Here is an 18,805-nt window from a genome sequence, read left to right as displayed (position 1 = left end):
AATACCGGACAGGCAACGTCACGCGCCCGTCCCTGCGGTTTCTACACAACAAAAACAAAAGAGACAGATGCCATGCGAAAACTCGACGTACACGAGATCATCGATAACGCGCGCTTCACGCCCTTCCACTGGATGGTGATGTGCTGGTGCGCACTCCTGCTCATCTTCGACGGCTATGACCTGTTCATCTACGGCGTGGTACTGCCGGTACTGATGAAGGAGTGGGGCCTGACCCCGCTGGAAGCCGGCGCCCTGGGCAGCTACGCGCTGTTCGGGATGATGTTCGGCGCGCTGTTCTTCGGCCCTCTGGCTGACAGGATCGGCCGCAAGAAGGGCATCGCCATCTGCTTCGTGCTTTTCTCCGGTTTCACAGTCCTCAATGGCTTCACCAGCTCCCCGACCGAGTTCGGCATCTGCCGCTTCATGGCGGGTCTGGGCATCGGTGGGCTTATGCCCAACGTGGTGGCGCTGATGAACGAGTATGCGCCGAAGAAACTGCGCAGCACCCTGGTCGCCATCATGTTCAGCGGCTATTCCCTGGGCGGCATGCTGTCCGCCGGCGTGGGCATCTACATGCTCCCGCGTTTCGGCTGGGAAGCCATGTTCTTCGCCGCCGCCGTTCCGCTGCTGATGCTGCCGCTGATCCTCTGGTACCTGCCCGAATCGGTCGGCTTCCTGCTGCGCCAGGGCCGTGTCGAGCAGGCGCGCGCCATCCTCAAGCGCGTCAACCCGCAGCTCGAACTGCGTGATGACGACCTCCTGGAACTCACCGAAGCGAAGAAACAAGGCGCTCCGGTGCTGGAGCTCTTCCGCGAAGGCCGTGCGCTGCGCACCCTGATGATCTGGGTAGCGTTCTTCTGCTGCCTGTTGATGGTCTACGCCCTGAGTTCCTGGCTGCCGAAGTTGATGGCCAACGCCGGCTACAGCCTGGGCTCCAGCCTGTCGTTCCTGCTCGCCCTGAACTTCGGCGGCATGTTCGGCGCCATTGCCGGCGGCTTCCTCGGTGACCGCTTCAACCTGCCGAAGGTGGTTGCCGCCTTCTTCATCGTCGCGGCCGTCTCCATCAGCCTGCTGGGCTTCAAGAGTCCGACTCCGGTGCTCTACCTGCTGATCGGGATCGCCGGTGCCACCACCATCGGCACGCAGATCCTGTTGTACGCCACCGCCGCGCAGTTTTACGGCCTGGCGATCCGTTCGACCGGTCTCGGTTGGGCCTCGGGTATCGGTCGCAACGGTGCCATCGTCGGCCCGCTGCTGGGCGGTGCGCTGCTGGGTATCAACCTGCCGCTGCAACTGAACTTCATGGCCTTCGCCATTCCCGGTGCCATTGCCGCCCTGGCCATGTGCTTCGTCCACCTGCAGCAAACCCGCGTTGCACCGCTGGCGACCGCTGCACAGGGCTGAGTCCAACCACGCGTCGCACCACTGGCCAGGAGGCAGCATGCGCACCTTGTTCAAGGACTGTTCATTGTCCGCTGTGGTGGCGGGTTTCATCGCCACCATGATTTCCTACGCCGGCCCCCTGGTCATCGTGTTCCAGGCGGCCGAGAGCGGCGGCATGCCGGCCGAACTGCTGTCCTCCTGGGTGTGGGCTATCTCCATCGGTAGCGGGGTGCTGGGGATCGTCCTCAGCCTGCGCTACCGGGTGCCGGTGATCATCGCCTGGTCGGCGCCGGGCTCGGCACTGCTGGTGTCGATGCTGCCGGGTATCAGCGCCGCTGAGGCGGTGGGCGCCTATGTGATGGCCAACGCTATCATCCTGCTGGTGGGCCTGTCAGGCGCCTTTGACCGCATCGTCGGCAAGCTGCCAGCGGCCATCTCCGCGGCGATGCTGGCGGGCATCCTGTTCAGCTTTGGCACCCGGCTATTCACCTCCCTCAAGGACGAACCGGCGATGGTGATGGCGATGTTCATCACCTACCTGGTGGTGCGGCGCCTGTCGTCGCGTTACGCGGTAATGGCCGTGCTGCTGGTGGGCTGCACCATCGCCGCTGGCAGTGGCCAGCTCAACACCTCGGCCCTGGTGATCGGCTTCGCCACCCCGGAATGGGTGACGCCGGCTTTCAGCTGGCACGGGTTGTTCAACATCGCGCTGCCGCTGGTAATGGTGGCCCTGACCGGGCAGTTCGTGCCTGGCGTGGCCGTGCTGCGCAATGCCGGTTACCCGACCCCGGCGAGCCCGATCATTTCCGCCAGCGGTCTGGGCAGTCTGTTGCTGGCGCCTTTCGGTTGCCACGGCCTGACCCTGGCGGCCATCACCGCGGCCATCTGCACTGGCCGCGAGGCCCATGAGGACCCAGCCCGGCGTTACGTCTCCGGCGTTGTGGGTGGGGTGTTCTACCTGTTGCTGGGGGTCTTCGGCGCAACCCTGGTATCGATCTTCACCGCGCTGCCCAAGGAGCTGATCGCCGCACTCGCGGGCCTGGCACTGTTCGGCGCCATCGCCGGTGCGCTGGCCGGGTCCATGGCTGTGCCCGAAGACCGCGAGTCCGCCCTGATCACCTTCCTGGTCACAGCGTCGGGGATGTCCTTCCTCGGTCTGTCGGCTGCGTTCTGGGGGCTGATCTTCGGCATCTTCGCCCACCTGCTGCTGACTGCCCGCCGCATACCCAAGGCTTCACCGGAACGGGAGGAGGTGCTCGAACCCAATCCCTGACCTGACCCGGTGATGGAACGACTGCGGGAGCTGTCCGCAGCCATCGCCACACCTTCCCCGACTTGCGTGCATGGCCCCGAAAGAGGGTCGGCGGGGAAGCTTTGTCCCAATAAAAACAAGAGCGACGAAATGACCAACACCACGAGCAAGCTTTCCGTAATGCTTTGCGCCAGCGTCAGCGCCGGCTTCGCCCAGGCCACCGAGTCCGGATTCATCGAGGACTCCACCGCGACCCTGCAGGCGCGCAACTACTACTTCAGCCGTGACTATTCCGACATCGTCGGCGCTAACAAGCAGTCCAAGGCCGAAGAATGGGCCCAGGGCTTCATCCTTAACTTCAAGTCCGGCTACACGCCTGGCGCGGTGGGTTTCGGCCTCGATGCCATCGGCACCCTCGGCATCAAGCTCGACAGCAGCCCTGACCGGGTCAATACCGGCCTGCTGCCGGTGAAGGAAGACGGCAGGGCAGCCGACGATTACAGCCGCCTGGGCGTGGCCGGCAAGATGCGTTTTTCCAAGACCGAGCTGAAAGTCGGCGAGTTGCAACCCAATCTGCCGGTGCTGGTGTTCAGCGATATCCGCCTGCTGCCGCCGAGCTACCAGGGCGCGAGCATCACCTCCAACGAAGTCGCCGGACTGACCTTGCAGGGCGGCCACCTCACCAGCACCAGCCTGCGCAACGAGGCGGGTGACGACAAGATGCAGGCCATGCTCGGACACGTGCCGCAGCGTCAGGTATCCAGCGACGCTTTCAACTACGCTGGCGCCGATTACGCCTTCAATTCCAATCGCACCACGCTCAGCGCCTGGTATGCGCAGCTGGAAGATATCTACGACCAGCGCTTCTTCGGCCTCAAGCACAGCGAGCCGGTGGGCAACTGGGTGCTGGGCGCCAACGTCGGCTACTTCGACTCCAGCGAAGACGGCAAGAAACTGATTGGCGACATCGACAACCAGGCCTTCTTCTCACTGCTGTCGGCCAAGCGTGGCGGCCATACCTTCTATGTCGGCTATCAGGCGATGTATGGCGACAGCTCATTCCCGCGCGTGTTCGCCAACGTCAGCCCGCTAGGTAACGAAGTGCCCACCTACGAGTTCGCCTTCGCCGACGAACGCTCCTGGCAGGTGCGCTATGACTATGACTTCGCCGCCCTCGGCATTCCCGGCCTGGTGGCCAGTACCCGCTACATCACCGGAGACAACGTGGATACCGGCCAGGGCTTCGAAGGCAAGGACCGGGAGCGCGACCTGGACATCAGCTACGCCTTCCAGAGCGGCGCCCTCAAGGGACTCGGCGTGCGTGTGCGCAACGTTATGGCGCGCTCCAACTACCGCACCGATATCGACGAGAACCGGCTGATCCTGTCCTACACCTGGACGCTGTTCTGAGTTCGAGCGCCGCTGCCCGGCATGGGCACGGACTGCTTTACCTGTAGGGGCGATTTCAATCGCCAAGCGGGACATAGGCCCGCCACGTTCAGGCCCAGATGGGGGCAGCCGCGCTGCCCTTGGCGAATGAATTCGCCCCTACAGGATCTTGTATCCCGCGATATGGAAGGAGTTCCTTTCAATGCCCCGCAAACCCCTCGCCGCACTGCTGCTTGGCAGTGGCGGCGTGCTCTCCCTGTTGGCCTTCCTGACGGCTAGCGGATGGCTGATGGCCGGTACTCTCGCCGCCCTCGTTGCCGCTGGCCTGCTGTATCACTTCCAGCCGCCGCTAGTGGTTGAAGTGCGCGTGGAGGTGCCGGTCGAGCGAGTCGCCCGAGTAGTCGCCGCTACCGAGCCGGAGCCGGTCCGCATCCCCTCGAATGCTCACCTGCAAGGTCCACTGGACGAGTTGCTCGATGCCATTCTCCATTGCGAGTCAGACATGCAGTACGCCAACGCCCTGGCTCGCGCCGCAGGCGAGAAGGTCCAGCTGGGCGCGGAAAGCATGCAGGCCACGGCCGGGGCTATCGGCGAGCTGGATGCCTACATGGCCCACATCGGCCAGGTGTTCAACGAGCTGGGCAGCCAGTCCATGCGCATCGGCGCCATCGTCGGCAGCATCCAGGACATCGCAAAGCAGACCAACCTGCTGGCGTTGAATGCCGCCATCGAAGCAGCGCGGGCCGGTTCCCATGGTCGCGGCTTCGCCGTGGTGGCGGATGAAGTGCGCAACCTGTCGCTGCGCGCCAATGAGTCCAGTGGGCAGATTCGCCTGATTGCCGAGGGCCTGCAAAAGGCGGCCGAGGAGGCGAGGGCGGGCATGGAGCATGTCAGCGGATCAACCCGCGCGGGACTGGAAAAGTCCGCCGCGGCCCTCCATGCAATGGGTGAGATGAGGGCCGGTGCGGCGGCACGGGTCGAGATCGTCGAACGGATCGTCCAGCGCCTCGCCGGGCAGCGAGGGCTGGCACAACGGATGGCGGGGTTGTTGGAACAGGGCGCCTGAGGACGCCCTGCGGCGTCAGGCGTTGACGTTAACCACCACCCGGCCGCGCACCTTGCCGGCCAGCAGGTCGTCTGCCACGGCGATGGCATCGCCCAGGCCGATCTCGCGGGTGATGGCGTCCAGCTGGGCGATATCCAGGTCCCGTGCCAGTCGGTCCCAGGCTTCGATGCGCTCGGCGCGTGGGCGGGTGACGCTATTGATGCCCAGCAGGCTCACGCCACGCAGGATGAACGGTGCCACGCTGGCGGGGAAATCCATGCCCTGGGCCAAGCCACAGGCGGCAACAGCACCGTCGGCACGGAGTCCGGCGCAGACGTTGGCGAGGGTATGGCTGCCCACCGAATCAATGGCGGCGACCCAGCGTTCCTTGGCCAGCGGGCGACCTGGTTCGGACAGCTCCGCGCGGTCGATGATTTCGGCAGCACCCAGGCCCTTCAGATAATCCACTTCACTGGTACGGCCGGTGGCCGCGACAACGCGGTAACCGAGGCGAGCAAGCAGTGCGATGGAAAAACTGCCCACGCCGCCGTTGGCGCCGGTGACCAACACATCACCCTGGCCGGGTTTCAGGCCGTGGCGCTCCAGTGCCAACAGGCAGAGCATGGCGGTGTAGCCGGCAGTGCCGATGGCCATGGCCTGGCGCGGGGTGAAGGCGCTGGGCAGTGGGATCAGCCAGTCACCTTTCAGGCGGGCCTTCTGCGCCAGTCCGCCCCAATGGGTTTCGCCCACGCCCCAGCCATTGAGCACGACCGCGTCGCCCACCTGGTAGTCCGGGTGGCTGCTGCTCTCTACCGTGCCGGCCAGGTCGATGCCCGGCACCATGGGGAACTGCCGTACCACCGGGCTCTTGCCGGTAATGGCCAACCCATCCTTGTAGTTCAGGGTGCTGTAGGCCACGCGAACCGTGACGTCGCCTTCCGGCAACTGCGCTTCATCCAGTTGGGTATTGCGGGCGCGGTAACCGGCCTCGTCTTTCTCGATCAGGATTGCGTCGAACATGCTTGCACCTCCAATTAGACCACTCGTCTATAAATAGCCCCGGAAAACCGCGCGCCCGTTGGGCTAGCGCGGCAGTCCGGCTAAAAAACCTTTGAAGAAAACATCCAGCGGAACGTTGTCCCGCGTCAGCCGGGCACGCAACACAGCACCTTCCCAGCCGATCCAGAAGAATGCCGCAAGCCCGTCGCAGTCCGCCTTCGCCGACAACTCACCAGCCGCACGGGCTTCGCGCAGGCATTGGGCCAGGCGGTCCTGCCAATTGCACAGGATGGCCTCCAGTTCCAGGCGGAAACCCTCCGGCAGGATAGCCACTTCCTGGCCAAGGTTGCCCACCAGGCAACCTCGGCAGAACTGGTGGCGGAGCATGCCGGCCTTGGCATCTTCGACGAAGTTGTCGAGGCGTTGCAGCGGGGGCACGTCCTCTTGCAGCAGGTAGCGATCGAGCTTGTGGGCGAAGTAGCCGGCATAGCTCTGCAGCACCGCCTGCCCGAAGGCTTCCTTGCTGTCGAAGTAGTGATAGAACGAGCCCTTCGGCACACCCACGCGTTTGAGCACCGCGTCGATACCAGTGGACATGAATCCCTGCTCGGTCAGGATCTCCATGCCGCAGCGAATCAGCGCGGCACGGGTATCGGCGAAGTCGCGGTCGACCTTGGGCGGCCGGCCGCGGCGGGGTTTGGGTGGAGTGTCGGTCATGGGGATGAGATTTTAGACTGATCGTCTAGAAGGTCAATCACTACGAATGTCTCACAGGGGCACCACAGGGATCATTGCCACTGGGCGTTATCAGAGCGGTCCGATTTCCACCTTGCCGTCGTGACGGTCGTTCATCCAGCGCAGTACCTGTTCGCCGAATTCGGGCGGAGCCTTGCGTGCGACGCGACGCACCAGGTCGAGCACGGTTTGCTGGGCGAGGGCTTCTTCCATGCGTTTCTGCGCCTGCTGCATCACGGCGTGGATGGAGCAGGGGTCGGCAACGGCCCAGTTCGGCGCCGGGCAGTCACTCCCGAAGATGGCGCAACGCTCGCGCACGCCCCGGCATTCGAAGATCTGCTTTTCGCCATCGATGGCGCGGACGATATCCAGCACGCTGATCTGGTCGGCAGGCCGTGCCAGGCGGAAACCGCCGCGCACGCCTTCGGTTGCTGCCACCAGGCCCGCTCGCGCCAGGCGGGTGAATACCTTGGCCAGCAATTCCGGTGGTACGCCCTGCAATTCGGCCAGGGTGCGCACGCTGGCTTCGCGACCGTCGCCTTTTTCGTCCGCCAGGTAGAGGAGGCAATGGATGCCGTACTCCACGCCTGCACTGTACAAAGCCATGGGTAACTCCGACTAATTGTGTCGCCATTGTTGCGACTGTTCTCTATTGCTCTTCCCGTGTTTCGAGCTTCCTTCAGGAAGCCTTCTATCACTTCATACGCCTTAATGCTAAAGGATTGAAGCCTTAACGCCCAGATTTGTCGCGGCGTGAAGCGAATGATGGCGACGAGCGGCACTCCCCGGCAAGAAAAAACGCTTGCCGAAATTAACTACGACTAATACAGTCGTAGTTAGCCGGTGTGGTTAGGGGCGATGACCTCACAGCCCGGCATGTAGATGTCGGGCGCATCCGCCCGGAATAACCTCGCTTTTCGCCTTGTGGAGAAAACTATGAAACAACGCATTCTGATTGTCGGCGCCGGTTTCGGTGGTATGTGGAGCGCCTTGAGCGCGACTCGCTTGCTGGACCAGCATGGCCGCCACGACGTCGAAGTGGTGGTACTTGCACCCCAGGCCGAGCTGCGCGTACGTCCGCGCTTCTACGAACCCGAGGTGCACAAGATGGTGGCACCGCTGGGTGAGCTGTTCGACGCAGTGGGCGTTACCTTTGTCAAAGGCTTCGCCGAACGTATCGATGTCGAGGGCAAGCGCGTCGGTTATCGTGGTGTCGACGGCCAGTTCGCTGAACTGAGCTACGACCGCTTGGTCCTGGCCACTGGAAGCCACGTAGTGCGCCCGGCAATGTCTGGCGTCGAACACGCTTTCGATGTCGACCAACTGGATGAGGCAATTCGACTGGATCGCCACATCCAGTCCCTGGCCGAGCGTCCCCAGTCCATCAGTCGCAACACCGTGGTTGTCGCCGGTGGCGGTTTCACCGGTATCGAGACCGCTGCCGAAATGCCGGCCCGCCTACGTGCAGTGCTTGGCGAGGGCGCTGATGTCCGAGTGATCGTCGTCGACCGTGGCAGCGAAATCGGTGCAGCACTGGGCGAGGGGCCGCGCAGGGCCATCGTCGAGGCGTCCACCGAACTGGGTATCGAGTGGCGCCTGAACAGCGGCGTGGCTTCGGTGGATGCCGCCGGGGTAACCCTCTTCAGTGGTGAGCGCATCGAAGCGGACACCGTGATCTGGACCGTTGGCGTGCGCGCCAGCTCGCTGACCGAGCAGGTTCCGGCGGAGCGTGACGGCCAGGGCCGTCTCCACGTAAACGCCAATCTGCAGGTGCATGGACATGACGACGTGTTCGCTACCGGCGACGTTGCCCGCGCGGCATGCGACGACCAGGGCAACCATGCACTGATGTCCTGCCAGCACGCGATCGCCCTGGGGCGTTCCGCCGGCAACAACGTCGCCGCCAGCCTGCTGGGCGTCGCGTCGATCCCCTACAGCCAGCCCAAGTACGTCACCTGCCTGGATCTCGGCGCCTGGGGGGCCGTGTTCACCGAAGGTTGGGACCGCCAGATCAAGTTCGAACGCCAGGAAGGCAAGTCCATCAAGCAGCAGATCAACTCCGTGTGGATCTATCCGCCGGCGGCTGATCGCGCCACCGCGCTGGCTGCCGCCGATCCGCTGATCCCGGTTGTTGCCTGATACCCGTAGTCGCTAACCAATCGTCTGGGTCGCCCGTCCTGTAACGGGCGATCCCAGGCCCCGATCTACATGCCCGGAGCCTGCCATGAGCCTGACGGTCATGATTCTCACCCGCCCCCTGGCTGCCGCAGCCATCGAACAGATCATCAGCCAGTGCCTGCCCGGCGTCGCCTGGACGCTCCAGTCGATATCGGCCGAAGGTTGCGCCTGGCGTCTGCACCTTTGCATCGATCCGTGCGCCGAGCCGGTGTGCGGCATGTTCTCCTCGATCGTGGCCAACGAATGGCTGACAGGCATTGAGTTCGTGTCACCAGCACCTACCGAGTGTTCGCTGTCGCAGGCAGCTACTTTCCAGTAACGGTCTCGAATGCACTGGCAATCGCATCGGCGACCACAGGCACCCGCGGGCATGGCACACATCCTTGGCGGACGGACCCGCGATTCCATGCTTTTGGATGGTGCCGACCGGTGCTTGTTGGAACCATAGTCCGGCTCTAGCCTCAAGCATGGCTTTGCCACGCGTGGTCCTGACAACAAGCACAAGGAACCGCCATGACCGCCCAATCGAACCCATCGTCCGATCTACTCGATGTGCTGATCGTCGGCGCCGGTCTATCCGGTATCGGCGCCGCCTGTTACCTGAAGCGGGACCAACCCTCCAAACGCTTCCAGGTACTCGAAGCGCGCAACGACCTGGGCGGTACCTGGGACCTGTTCCGCTATCCCGGCATCCGCTCGGATTCCGACCTCTATACCTTCGGCTTCGAGTTCAAGCCCTGGAAGGACGAGAAGGCGATCGCCGATGCCAGCGCGATCATGGGGTACCTGCGCGAAACCGTGGCGGAGCATTGCATCGAGCAGCACATTCGCTACGGCCAGAAGGTGGTGTCGGCGGACTGGCATAGCGAACGTGGCTGCTGGGAAGTGCTGGTGGAGGATGTCGCGACTGGCCAGCGCAGCATCGTACGCAGCCGCTGGCTGTTCTCGGCAGGTGGGTACTACCGCTATGACCAGGGTTTCGCCCCTGCTTTCGAGGGCGTCGAACGATTCCGAGGGCAGGTGATCCATCCGCAGCACTGGCCGGAGGCCCTGGATTACAGCGGCAAGCGCGTCGTGGTGATCGGCAGCGGCGCCACCGCCGTGACTTTGGTGCCGGCGATGGCCGAAAAGGCAGCCCACGTGACCATGCTGCAACGCACGCCGAGCTACGTGATTCCGCTGCCGGCGAAGGATCCGATCGCACTGCTGCTGCGCAAGTTGCTTCCGGAGCAAACCGCCTACGCCCTGGTTCGCTACAAGAACGCCAAGGTGGCGCTGGCCATGTGGCGCTTCTGCCAGCGCTTTCCCAATGCCGCGCGGCGCATCATCCGCTTCGTCAACCAGCGTGCGTTGCCCAGGGACTACCCGGTCGATCAGCACTTCAACCCGCCCTACAACCCTTGGGACCAGCGTCTGTGCGTCGTACCGGACAGCGACTTGTTCCGGGCGCTGGGCAGCGGCAAGGCGTCCATCGTCACCGATCACATCGAGACCTTTACCGAGCAGGGCGTACGCCTGAAGTCCGGCGCGGAACTGGAGGCGGACATCGTCATCACTGCGACGGGCCTCAACGTGCAGGTGTTCGGCGGTGTCCAGCTTTCCCGCGACGGCCAGCCCATCGCCTGGAACGAAACGGTCGCCTACAAGGGCATGATGCTGTCCGGCATTCCCAACTTCGCTTTCGCGGTGGGCTACACCAACGCATCCTGGACGCTCAAGGTGAGCCTGCTCTGCGAGCACTTCTGCCGATTGCTGGGCTACATGGATGACCACGACCACGCCGTATGCCAGCCCCTTGCTCCAGCGGGCATGGAGACCCGGCCGCTGCTGGATTTCGGTGCCGGCTACGTGCAGCGTGTCCTGGCCAACCTGCCGCGCCAGGGGCCGGGCATGCCCTGGGTGATGTCCATGGATTACTTCAAGGATGTGAAGCTGCTGCGCAAAGGCCCGGTCGCCGATGCCTGCCTGCAATTCTCCGCCGTACCGGCTGTTCATTCGCCTGCATCGCCTGAAGCGGCGATGGCGCTGGACGGCGCGTCCTGACGCTTGCCGTGCCGCGAGAGGGGATGCCCACTCGCGGCACGGCATTGCGGCTCAGGCGGCTGCGGTGTTCTTCAGACCCAGTACTTCGATGGGCTCGATGCTCGGCGGGTAGGCGAGCATTTCCGCTGCGTTAGCCATCAGTGCGGCGGCGATGGGACCGTTCAGGTGAGCCTGGCGGCCGGCTTCGTCGATGAAGGCATCGAATACACCGAAGGTCGTTGGCGACAAACGCAGGGCGAACCAGAGCGGCGTGGTGGCTTCCTGGTTGGCCAGGGCCAGTCCGGTCTCCAAAAAGGCGGCCACATCGGCCTCCTTACCGGGCTTGGCTTCCAGTCGGGCGAACAGTGCGAGCTTGATCATTGCGCTTTCTCCTAAAGGCGATCCCACATGGGAACGGCCCAAAGGTACGGCCACGACTGGATGTATCGATATTGGCGAGAATGACATCTTTGGTATCGATATTGCCGGAACCCTCAGCTCAGTAATTTCGGCAACGTCCCGCTGACGCTGTTATCGCATGGCGTCAGGGTCTTGCGGGCTCGCCCCTCAACTGTTCCCGCAAGAGTTCCAGGTAACGGGTGGCACCCAGCCCGCGCGGACGGGCCTTGATCCACACCACGTCTACCCAGAGCCGCAACTGGCTGGCCATGTTGTCGAAGACCACTTCGGTGAGCGTGCCCGATGCCAGCAAGGGCTGGATCAGCGGCTGCGGCAGGTATGCCCAGCCAAGGCCCGCCTGCACCAGGTCGAGGGTTGCCAGGTAGCTGTCGGTCAGCCAGACCCGGTGCGACAGCACGATCTGCGGATCGGACGCGGTGGGTTCGCCAGTGGCGACGATGATCTGGCGGGTGTCGGCCATCTGCGCTTCACCCAGGGGCAACTGCCCACCCGCAGCCGGGAAACCGGGCGCCGCCACGGCGACCAGCAACTGGCTGCCAGCCTCGAGAAAGGCCTCGCGCTCGTCGATTCCTGGTCGCTCGAATACCAGTGCCAGTTGCACGCTACCCTCATGCAGCATGCGCACAGCTTCGGATTGCGAAGCCGAGCGCACCTCGATCTCCAGTGTTGGAAACTCACGGGCCAGGATCGCCAGCGGGCGGCTCCAGGCGCCCGTTTGGAGCTCGGGCGCCATGGCCAGGACCAGGCGTCGCTCCAGGCCCTGATGCAATTGCAGCGCATGGGCGTCCAGCAGGTTGAGCTGGCTGGCGACCTGCCGCGCCTGGGGCTCCAATGCAAGGGCCGCCGCTGTTGGCAGCGCCTTGCGCGTGGCGCGATCGAACAGCGGCATGTCCAGTTCGGCCTCCAGCTGGGCGATGGCCATGCTGACGGCGGATGGCACGCGACCAAGGTTTCGCGCGGCCGCGGAGAAGGAACCGCCGTCCAGCACGGCAAGGAACACTTTCAGGGATTCGCTGGTAAAGGCCATGTTGTTTTCAGTTTTCCTGATGACAGTTGTCTTTTTCTATCAGGAGCGCGCACGTAATTTCTACTCCAGCGATGACAACGAGCATGAGGAGCTTGAAATGACCCAAACGAATTGTCAGGGCCAGGTGGCACTGGTCAGTGGTGCCGGCAGCGAACTGGGAATCGGCATGGCCATTGCCCGCAGGCTCGGGGCTGCCGGGGCGAAGCTGATCGTCACGGCGAGCAGCGCGCGTATTGCCGAACGGGTGGCCGAGCTGCGCGCGGAGGGCTTCGAGGCGGAAGGCCGGGCGGCGGACCTGACCGATGAAACCCAGGTTCGCGCGCTGGCTGACTGGGCCGAAGCACTCTGGGGCCGCATCGACATCCTGGTGAACAATGCCGGCATGGCCATGCAAGGCAGCCCCGAGCCTTTCGCTGAAGTCGCCAGCATGGACCTGGAAACCTGGAACCTCTCCATCTCGCGAAACCTGACCACCGCCTTCCTACTGACCCGCGCCGTGCTGCCGGGCATGCAGGTGAGGGGATATGGGCGTGTCGTGCAGATCAGCTCAACCACCGGCACCCGTGGCAGCAATCCGGGCGAAGCCGCCTACAGTGCTGCCAAGGCCGGCATGGTGGGCCTGAACATGGGATTGGCGCTGGAAGTCGCGCGCCAGGGCATCACTGTCAACTGCGTTGCGCCGGGCTGGATCGGCACTGGCTCCAGCACGGATGAAGAGCGTCATGCGGCCAGCTACGTTCCCGTGGGCCGGGCAGGGCGGCCCGAAGAGGTTGCGGCAGCGGTGGCGTTCCTCGCTTCGCCCGAAGCCAGCTACATCACCGGCGAAACGCTGGTGGTGGATGGTGGCAACTGCCTGATCGAGAACAAAGCGCCTTGAGGGAGGTGGTCACCATGAGCAATCCCGTTGTACTGGTCACGGGCGCGGCAGGCGGTGTTGGCCGGGCGTTGGTCAAACGCTTCATTCAGGGCGGCTGGCAGGTCTTCACCACCGACCTCTCGACCGAGGGGCTGGCACGACTGCAAGCGGAGCATCCTGCCTGCGGCATCTTCGCCGGCGATATCCGTCGGCCGTCGACCTGCACCGCAGTGGTCGCCGCGGCACTGGCGTCCTTCGGCCGGCTGGATGCGCTGGTCAACGCTGCCGGCGTGTGGCGCGAAGGTCCGGTGGAATCCTTCAGCGAAGAGGACTTCGATCTGGTGCTCGATGTGAACCTGAAGGCCACCTTCTTCATGTGCTCGGCCGCGATTCCACCGCTCAAGGCATCCGCTGGCGCCATCGTCAACATCTCCAGCGATGCCGGCCGCCAGGGCAACCGTAATGCGGCGGCCTACTGCGCCAGCAAGGGCGGGGTGACGTTGCTGACCAAGACCCTGGCTCTGGACCTGGCGCCATGCGGCGTGCGCTGCAACGCCGTGTCGCCCGGTGATATCGAGACGCCGATGCTGAAGTTCCAGGCCGAGCATTACGGCCAGGGCGACCCCGAAGGCTACTACCGCGAGCTGTTGGCAAAGTATCCGCAGGGCGACCGGGCCTGCTTCATCCAGCCCGAGGAGGTTGCCGAGCTGGCGTACTTCCTCTGCCAGCCAGGCGCGCGCTCGATCACCGGTGCGGACATGGCGATTGATAGGGGGGTGTCGGCGGGGAATTGAGCCATCATCGATCTGAAAAGCTCTCGTAGGCTGGACCACGCTTCACCGGTCCACCATTGGCGGTTGGCCTCGTCTGGTGGAAATAAAAAACGAGTTCCACCCTACGGGGTACCACGGAGCACTTGTAGGAGCGAGCTTGCTCGCGAACCTTCAGGGCCGGCGTTTCGCGAGCAAGCTCGCTCCTACACAAAGCCTTGGAATCCGATGTCGGCGGTTGGCCTCGTGTGGTGGAGATAGAAAACGATTTCCACCCTACGGGGTACCACGGAGCACTTGTAGGAGCGAGCTTGCTCGCGAACCTTCAGCGCCGGCGTTTCGCGAGCAAGCTCGCTCCTACACAAAGCCTTGGAATCCGATGTCGGCGGTTGGCCTCGTGTGGTGGAGATAGAAAACGAGTTCCACCCTACGGGGTGCCACGGCGCACTTGTAGGAGCGAGCTTGCTCGCGAACCTTCAGGGCAGGCGTTTCGCGAGCAAGCTTGCTCCTACACAAAGCTCAGAACCCGCTTTCCCTCAGCAATACCGCCGCTACATGGGTCAGGCCTTCGGCCAACAGGCTGCGGCGGTTGCCGTCGATCTGCAGATGGCCGCGGGTTTCGCGCAGGGTGTGCGGGGCGGCTTCAAGCTGCACCAGCACATGGAACAGCGGCGGCGTCGGCACCAGTTCCTTGCCCTGGCTGGCCACGGTCAGCGGGCCGCCGTAGCGGGAGGCGAGCATCGGGTGTTCGAGTTTGCTGACGCGGGTGCTGCCAATGGCCACCACCTTGCCGGGGATGGGCGTCGGCTGGCCTTCGGGATAGAAACTCACCGCGCTGCCTTGCACCAGACGCTGCACGTCATCCTGGTCGACGTAGGCATCCACCTGCCAGCGGCTCGGGTCCACCAGCATGCCGATGGGCTCGCGGCTGTGCACCCATTGGCCGGGGCGCCAGTCGGGGTCGAGGTCCAGCCAGCGCCCGGAGAAGGGGGCCTGGAGCTTGAGCCGGGCGATCTCCGAGCGTGCGGCACGGGCCTCCTCGAACTGCACGCGCAGGCGCTGGCGAGTGGCCAGGGCCTGGTCGGCGCCACCCGGGTCGGCGATCAGGCCGCCAAGGCGCGCCTCGTAGCTCTTCACGCTGGCTTCGCTACTGGACAGGCGCGACGAGATGTCCGGTTCCTCAAGGGTGACCAGGGTCGCGCCAGCCTCAACCTCACCGGCCGGGTGAATGGCCTGCAAGCGCGCGGGGTAGGGCGCGAAAACACGCAATTGCTGCTCCGCGCGAGCGACGCCAAGCGCATGGATCTCGCTGCGCCAGGGCACCGCCAGGAGTAGCAGGAGCGCGGCCAGCACGCCCCACCAGAAGTACCTGCGGCTATTGTGGATGGCGGCTCGATTGGCCCACCAGTGTTTCAATTCGCGCGCTATCGGCATGACGATGAACCAGGAGATTTCCACGGCGAACAGCAGTATCCCGAGCAGTTTGAAGAAGAGCAGGTAAACCGCCACGGCAATACCGAGGAACAGCACCAGGCGATAGACCCAGGTGACGATGGCGAACGCCACCAGGGCGCGGCGTTTACCGGGGCTGAAGGCTTCCGGCCAGTCTTCGTCAAGGCCTAGCAGCATGCGCCGCAGGGTGGTCCGGGCCAGGGCCGAAGAGCGCTCATGGAGGTTGGGGAAGTCAAGCAGGTCGGACAGGATGAAGTAGCCGTCAAAACGCATGAACGGACTGGCGTTCAGGGCCAGCGACAGGACCCAACTGGTCGTGGCGAGGTAGAGCAGGGCGTTGCGCAACGGGCCGGGGTCGGACAGGGCCCAACCGAGTGTGGCGAGGCCCGCCAGGGCCAGTTCGGTGAGGATGCCCGCCGAGGCGATGGCCAGGCGTTGCCGGGAGCTGCGCAGCTTCCAGCTCTCACCGGTATCGGTATAGAGCATTGGCCAGAGCACCACGAAGGCGATGCCCATGTGCCCGACGCGAAGGCCGAGGCGTGTCGCCACCAAAGCGTGGCCGAGTTCGTGAAGGGTCTTGGCCAGGGCCAGCGCCAAGGCGAAGCTGACCAGCCCGGACGCGGAGAAGGATTCCACCACCGCCGTGGTGAAGGCGTCCCATTGTTGCAATACCAGTAGCACGCCGATCACGCCCAAGGTCACCACCAGCACCCCGGTCAGTGGCCGGAACAACCAGTCCAGATAGCCCGCCAGGTGTTCCAGATGCCGTTGCGGGCGCAGCAACGGGATACGAAAGAACAGGTAGTGGTGCAGCCACCATTTCCAGTTGAGCCACGCATTGCCTTCACTGCGGGACGCCAAGCGGGCGGCGGCATCCGGCGTCGGGCGCAACAGCTGGTGCTGTTCGAGGAACTGGCGGAGCTCCAGTACCTGCTCCACATCCGGGCGCAGTGGCGTCTGTTGCTGGATGTCCTGGCAGATCCGTTGCGGCGTGTCTTCCCAGCGCAGCAGGCATTCGAACTCCAGCCAGCCAATGCGATAGAAGCGATTGATCACTGTGTCCTGGATCACCCACGCCGGCTCGCCGTCGCTGCCGGGCGCGGTCTCCAGCAGCCGCAGGTCTTCGCGCAAAGGCGGGAGCGGCATCTGCGCCGCGTCGACGATCACAGCCCGGTCCAGGCACGCAGCGCGGCGTATGGCCGGCGCAGCAGGTAGTAGCCCAGCACCACCCGCTCGCCGTAGAGCTTGGCGGTTCCGTGCAGGCCGAGGCGGGCATGTTCCGGCTGGCCTTCGATGCTGGCGAGCAGCCGGTAGGCCACTACACCCTCTTCATTGGCGCGGGCCTGGTAGCTGGTTTCCAGCACCTGGCCTTTTAGCGGCGAGAGTGGGTAGGCGGTGAGAAACAGGGTGACCTCGGCGCCGGGTTCCAGGGCGATGGCGTCGGCCACCGGCAGCTGGATCAGCATGGCTGGTTGCCCAGGGTCGGCCACCTGGAGGATGCGTTCCCCGGTTGCCACCGGTTTGCCCAGCCAATCGTTGGGGTCGCTGAACACCGCCACGCCAGCGCGCGGCGAGCGCACGCGGGTACGTTGCAACTGCGCCTGGACCGCCGCCAGTTCGGCTCGGCGCTGCTGGGCGCGGCCGTTGAGCAAGGTCAGCTCGCTCTTGCTCTGCGGGTTGTCGAATGCGCGCTGGCTGGCCGCCATCAGCTCGGCATCGGCTACCGCCACTTCCTTGCCGAGCACTTCGGCGCGGCTTTTCAGGGTGGTTTCGTCGAGGGTGAAGAGCAGGGTGCCTGCTTCCACGGGTTGATTCGGCCGCACCTGCATGCGCTCGATCACCCCATCGATGGGGGAGCTGATGACCTCCGCCTGGCGCGAGACGATCTCAGTCGGCGCCAGCGCCGTTTGCCGCACCGGCACCAGCATCAGCGCAGCGGCCACCGCCAGTGCGGCCAGGAGCTGGCGCTTGCTGGGGCGCCAGCCGAACAGACGGCGCCGGCCAGCGAAGGCGGCCCAGCAGTGGGCCCAGGTCTGCCAGAGCCCATCGGTCAGCGGCGCCAGGGATTCGGCCGGCGGCGCATCCAGCAGGAACAGCACCAGCCCCAGGCGCGTGCCTTCGCGGTCATGCAGGGGAATGCACCAGAGTCCGGACGGCCACCACTCGGCCCAGCCTTCGGCGATGTCCTCGGGGGGCTCCACGGCCTCGCGGGCCAGCCAGCGTGGCTGGGCGTCGGTCAATTGGGTGTTCAGCCAGCGGCTGGCGCGGCGCAACCAGACCAGGTAGGGCGAATCTTCGCTGGGCCGGGCAAGGCCGGATACGCAGAGCAGTTCCAGGTCCGCGCCGCGCTGCGCGAGCACCAATGCCTGGTGGTAACGCAGCAACGCATAGGGGTCATTGGCAATGGAGAAAGCCAGGGCATTGAGCGAGTCGGCGGCCAGGGCGCGGTCGCGCAGTGCGGCCAGGGCAAGCAGCAATTGCGGGTGCGGCAGGCGGTCATTCATGGGCTTGCGGGAATCGTGCAGTGCCGCTCATGCCGGCGATCAGTTCCGGGTGCTCGGCATCGAGCCGTGCTTCCAGTTCCACGGTCTGGGCCACGGCGTCGACCCGCGAGTTGATGGCGCTGATATGGGCGCCATAGGACTTGCCGGTTTCCAGGATGCTGACCTCCAACGGTATGCCGGGCTTGAGCTGTGGCAACAGGCTCGACGGCACGTTGAGGCGCACCTTGAGGGCGCCGTCGCTGACCAGGTCGAACAGCGGCGTTCCGGCCGCCACCGTCTGGTAGGGCTTCACGTGGACCTTGGCGACCCGTCCGGAGAAGGGCGCTTGTATCCGGCAGTAGCCACTCTGGGCCTGGGCCAGGGAGCGTGCGCCTTCGGCCTTCTGGACTTCGGTGTTGGCCATGGCCACTTCCAGGTCGCCTACCGCATCCAGCTTGCGCAGATTGCGTTTGGCATCGAGGTTCTGCCGGGCCATGGTCAGCTCGGCGGCGGCAACCTTGGCGCGAGCGTGGGCTTCCTCGCAATTGAGCTGGGCCAGCAGGGCGTCCTTTGCTACCGGCTGGCCGAGGGAGGCCTTGAGCTCGCCGAGGGTGCCGTTCATCTGGCTTGAGAGCGTGGTCTCCAGGTCTGCGCTGAGCAGTACGCGGATGGCGCCGGGGTCCTCGGCAGGGTTGGCCGGCGGCAGGTCATCGGCAAAGGCGCCGGGTAATGGAAAAGACAGGACAAGGGACGCAAACAGGGCGAGCAGACTGCGCTCAGCGTTGTACGGCATG

General features: G+C 64.6%; 17 protein-coding genes. 9 read left to right on the top strand and 8 right to left on the bottom strand.

Annotated elements, in window-relative coordinates; all coding sequences use genetic code 11:
• The first annotated feature begins 72 nt into the window (after nt 1-72).
• The 4 genes from SA496_RS12105 to SA496_RS12090 all read left to right on the top strand — a co-directional run bounded on the left by SA496_RS12105 (nt 73) and on the right by SA496_RS12090 (nt 5,090).
• The gene (locus tag SA496_RS12105) at nt 73-1,404 is read left to right on the top strand and encodes an MFS transporter (protein WP_120651009.1); all 1,332 of its coding nucleotides are present in this window, start codon (nt 73-75) and stop codon (nt 1,402-1,404) included.
• Nucleotides 1,405-1,441: 37 nt separating this feature from the next.
• Nucleotides 1,442-2,656: a benzoate/H(+) symporter BenE family transporter gene (locus SA496_RS12100; RefSeq protein ID WP_330115484.1), complete on the top strand. Its 1,215-nt coding sequence runs from the start codon at nt 1,442-1,444 to the stop codon at nt 2,654-2,656.
• 159 nt (nt 2,657-2,815) lie between these two features.
• Entirely contained in the window at nt 2,816-4,045 is a 1,230-nt protein-coding gene (locus tag SA496_RS12095; RefSeq protein WP_280358927.1) for an OprD family porin, read from the top strand.
• A gap of 181 nt (nt 4,046-4,226) precedes the next feature.
• Nucleotides 4,227-5,090, top strand: a complete 864-nt coding sequence (locus tag SA496_RS12090) for a methyl-accepting chemotaxis protein (RefSeq protein ID WP_153920098.1) — start codon at nt 4,227-4,229, stop codon at nt 5,088-5,090.
• A gap of 15 nt (nt 5,091-5,105) precedes the next feature.
• On the opposite strand, the gene acuI is transcribed toward SA496_RS12090, so the two are convergent.
• The 3 genes from acuI to SA496_RS12075 all read right to left on the bottom strand — a co-directional run bounded on the left by acuI (nt 5,106) and on the right by SA496_RS12075 (nt 7,409).
• On the bottom strand, nt 5,106-6,089 hold the full coding sequence (acuI, locus tag SA496_RS12085) for an acrylyl-CoA reductase (NADPH) (protein WP_153920096.1): 984 nt from the start codon (nt 6,087-6,089) through the stop codon (nt 5,106-5,108).
• Nucleotides 6,090-6,152: 63 nt separating this feature from the next.
• On the bottom strand, nt 6,153-6,785 hold the full coding sequence (gene acuR / locus SA496_RS12080; protein WP_330115483.1) for an acrylate utilization transcriptional regulator AcuR: 633 nt from the start codon (nt 6,783-6,785) through the stop codon (nt 6,153-6,155).
• Nucleotides 6,786-6,875: 90 nt separating this feature from the next.
• Nucleotides 6,876-7,409, bottom strand: a complete 534-nt coding sequence (locus SA496_RS12075; protein WP_120651015.1) for an RrF2 family transcriptional regulator — start codon at nt 7,407-7,409, stop codon at nt 6,876-6,878.
• Between the two features lie 330 nt (nt 7,410-7,739).
• Here SA496_RS12075 and SA496_RS12070 point away from each other — a divergent pair, with 330 nt between their 5' ends.
• The 3 genes from SA496_RS12070 (at nt 7,740) to SA496_RS12060 (ending at nt 11,024) form a co-directional block, all read left to right on the top strand.
• Nucleotides 7,740-8,942, top strand: a complete 1,203-nt coding sequence (locus SA496_RS12070) for an NAD(P)/FAD-dependent oxidoreductase (protein ID WP_120651016.1) — start codon at nt 7,740-7,742, stop codon at nt 8,940-8,942.
• Nucleotides 8,943-9,027: 85 nt separating this feature from the next.
• On the top strand, nt 9,028-9,300 hold the full coding sequence (locus tag SA496_RS12065) for a hypothetical protein (protein WP_120651017.1): 273 nt from the start codon (nt 9,028-9,030) through the stop codon (nt 9,298-9,300).
• Nucleotides 9,301-9,494: 194 nt separating this feature from the next.
• Nucleotides 9,495-11,024, top strand: coding sequence for a flavin-containing monooxygenase (locus SA496_RS12060; protein WP_330115482.1), 1,530 nt, complete (start codon nt 9,495-9,497; stop codon nt 11,022-11,024).
• Between the two features lie 51 nt (nt 11,025-11,075).
• Here SA496_RS12060 and SA496_RS12055 read toward each other — a convergent pair whose 3' ends face one another.
• Both SA496_RS12055 and SA496_RS12050 read right to left on the bottom strand, forming a co-directional pair.
• On the bottom strand, nt 11,076-11,384 hold the full coding sequence (locus SA496_RS12055) for a putative quinol monooxygenase (protein ID WP_153920090.1): 309 nt from the start codon (nt 11,382-11,384) through the stop codon (nt 11,076-11,078).
• Nucleotides 11,385-11,547: 163 nt separating this feature from the next.
• Complete coding sequence (locus SA496_RS12050) at nt 11,548-12,450, bottom strand: LysR family transcriptional regulator (protein WP_120651020.1); 903 nt, start codon at nt 12,448-12,450, stop codon at nt 11,548-11,550.
• 97 nt (nt 12,451-12,547) lie between these two features.
• Here SA496_RS12050 and SA496_RS12045 point away from each other — a divergent pair, with 97 nt between their 5' ends.
• Nucleotides 12,548-13,327 (top strand): SDR family NAD(P)-dependent oxidoreductase, encoded by a 780-nt coding sequence (locus SA496_RS12045; RefSeq protein WP_330115481.1) that lies wholly within the window; start codon nt 12,548-12,550, stop codon nt 13,325-13,327.
• Between the two features lie 14 nt (nt 13,328-13,341).
• On the top strand, nt 13,342-14,100 hold the full coding sequence (locus tag SA496_RS12040) for an SDR family NAD(P)-dependent oxidoreductase (RefSeq protein ID WP_280358794.1): 759 nt from the start codon (nt 13,342-13,344) through the stop codon (nt 14,098-14,100).
• A gap of 495 nt (nt 14,101-14,595) precedes the next feature.
• Here the strand turns inward: SA496_RS12040 and SA496_RS12035 are convergent, their stop codons facing one another.
• From SA496_RS12035 to SA496_RS12025, 3 genes are read right to left on the bottom strand one after another with little or no spacing between them, the layout of a single operon-like run.
• Nucleotides 14,596-16,692, bottom strand: a complete 2,097-nt coding sequence (locus SA496_RS12035) for an HlyD family efflux transporter periplasmic adaptor subunit (RefSeq protein WP_330115636.1) — start codon at nt 16,690-16,692, stop codon at nt 14,596-14,598.
• Nucleotides 16,692-18,032 carry an efflux RND transporter periplasmic adaptor subunit gene (locus SA496_RS12030; protein ID WP_330115480.1) on the bottom strand — a complete coding sequence of 447 codons (1,341 nt, stop codon included), beginning with the start codon at nt 18,030-18,032 and terminating at the stop codon, nt 16,692-16,694. The genes SA496_RS12035 and SA496_RS12030 overlap by 1 nt, the downstream gene beginning before the upstream one ends.
• Nucleotides 18,025-18,804, bottom strand: coding sequence for an efflux RND transporter periplasmic adaptor subunit (locus SA496_RS12025; RefSeq protein WP_280358796.1), 780 nt, complete (start codon nt 18,802-18,804; stop codon nt 18,025-18,027). The genes SA496_RS12030 and SA496_RS12025 overlap by 8 nt, the downstream gene beginning before the upstream one ends.
• Nucleotide 18,805: the final 1 nt, after the last annotated feature.

The organism is Pseudomonas sp. JS3066 (genome assembly GCF_036328175.1).
Lineage (GTDB): Bacteria > Pseudomonadota > Gammaproteobacteria > Pseudomonadales > Pseudomonadaceae > Metapseudomonas.
This window is presented reverse-complemented; position numbering and strand designations above follow the sequence as displayed.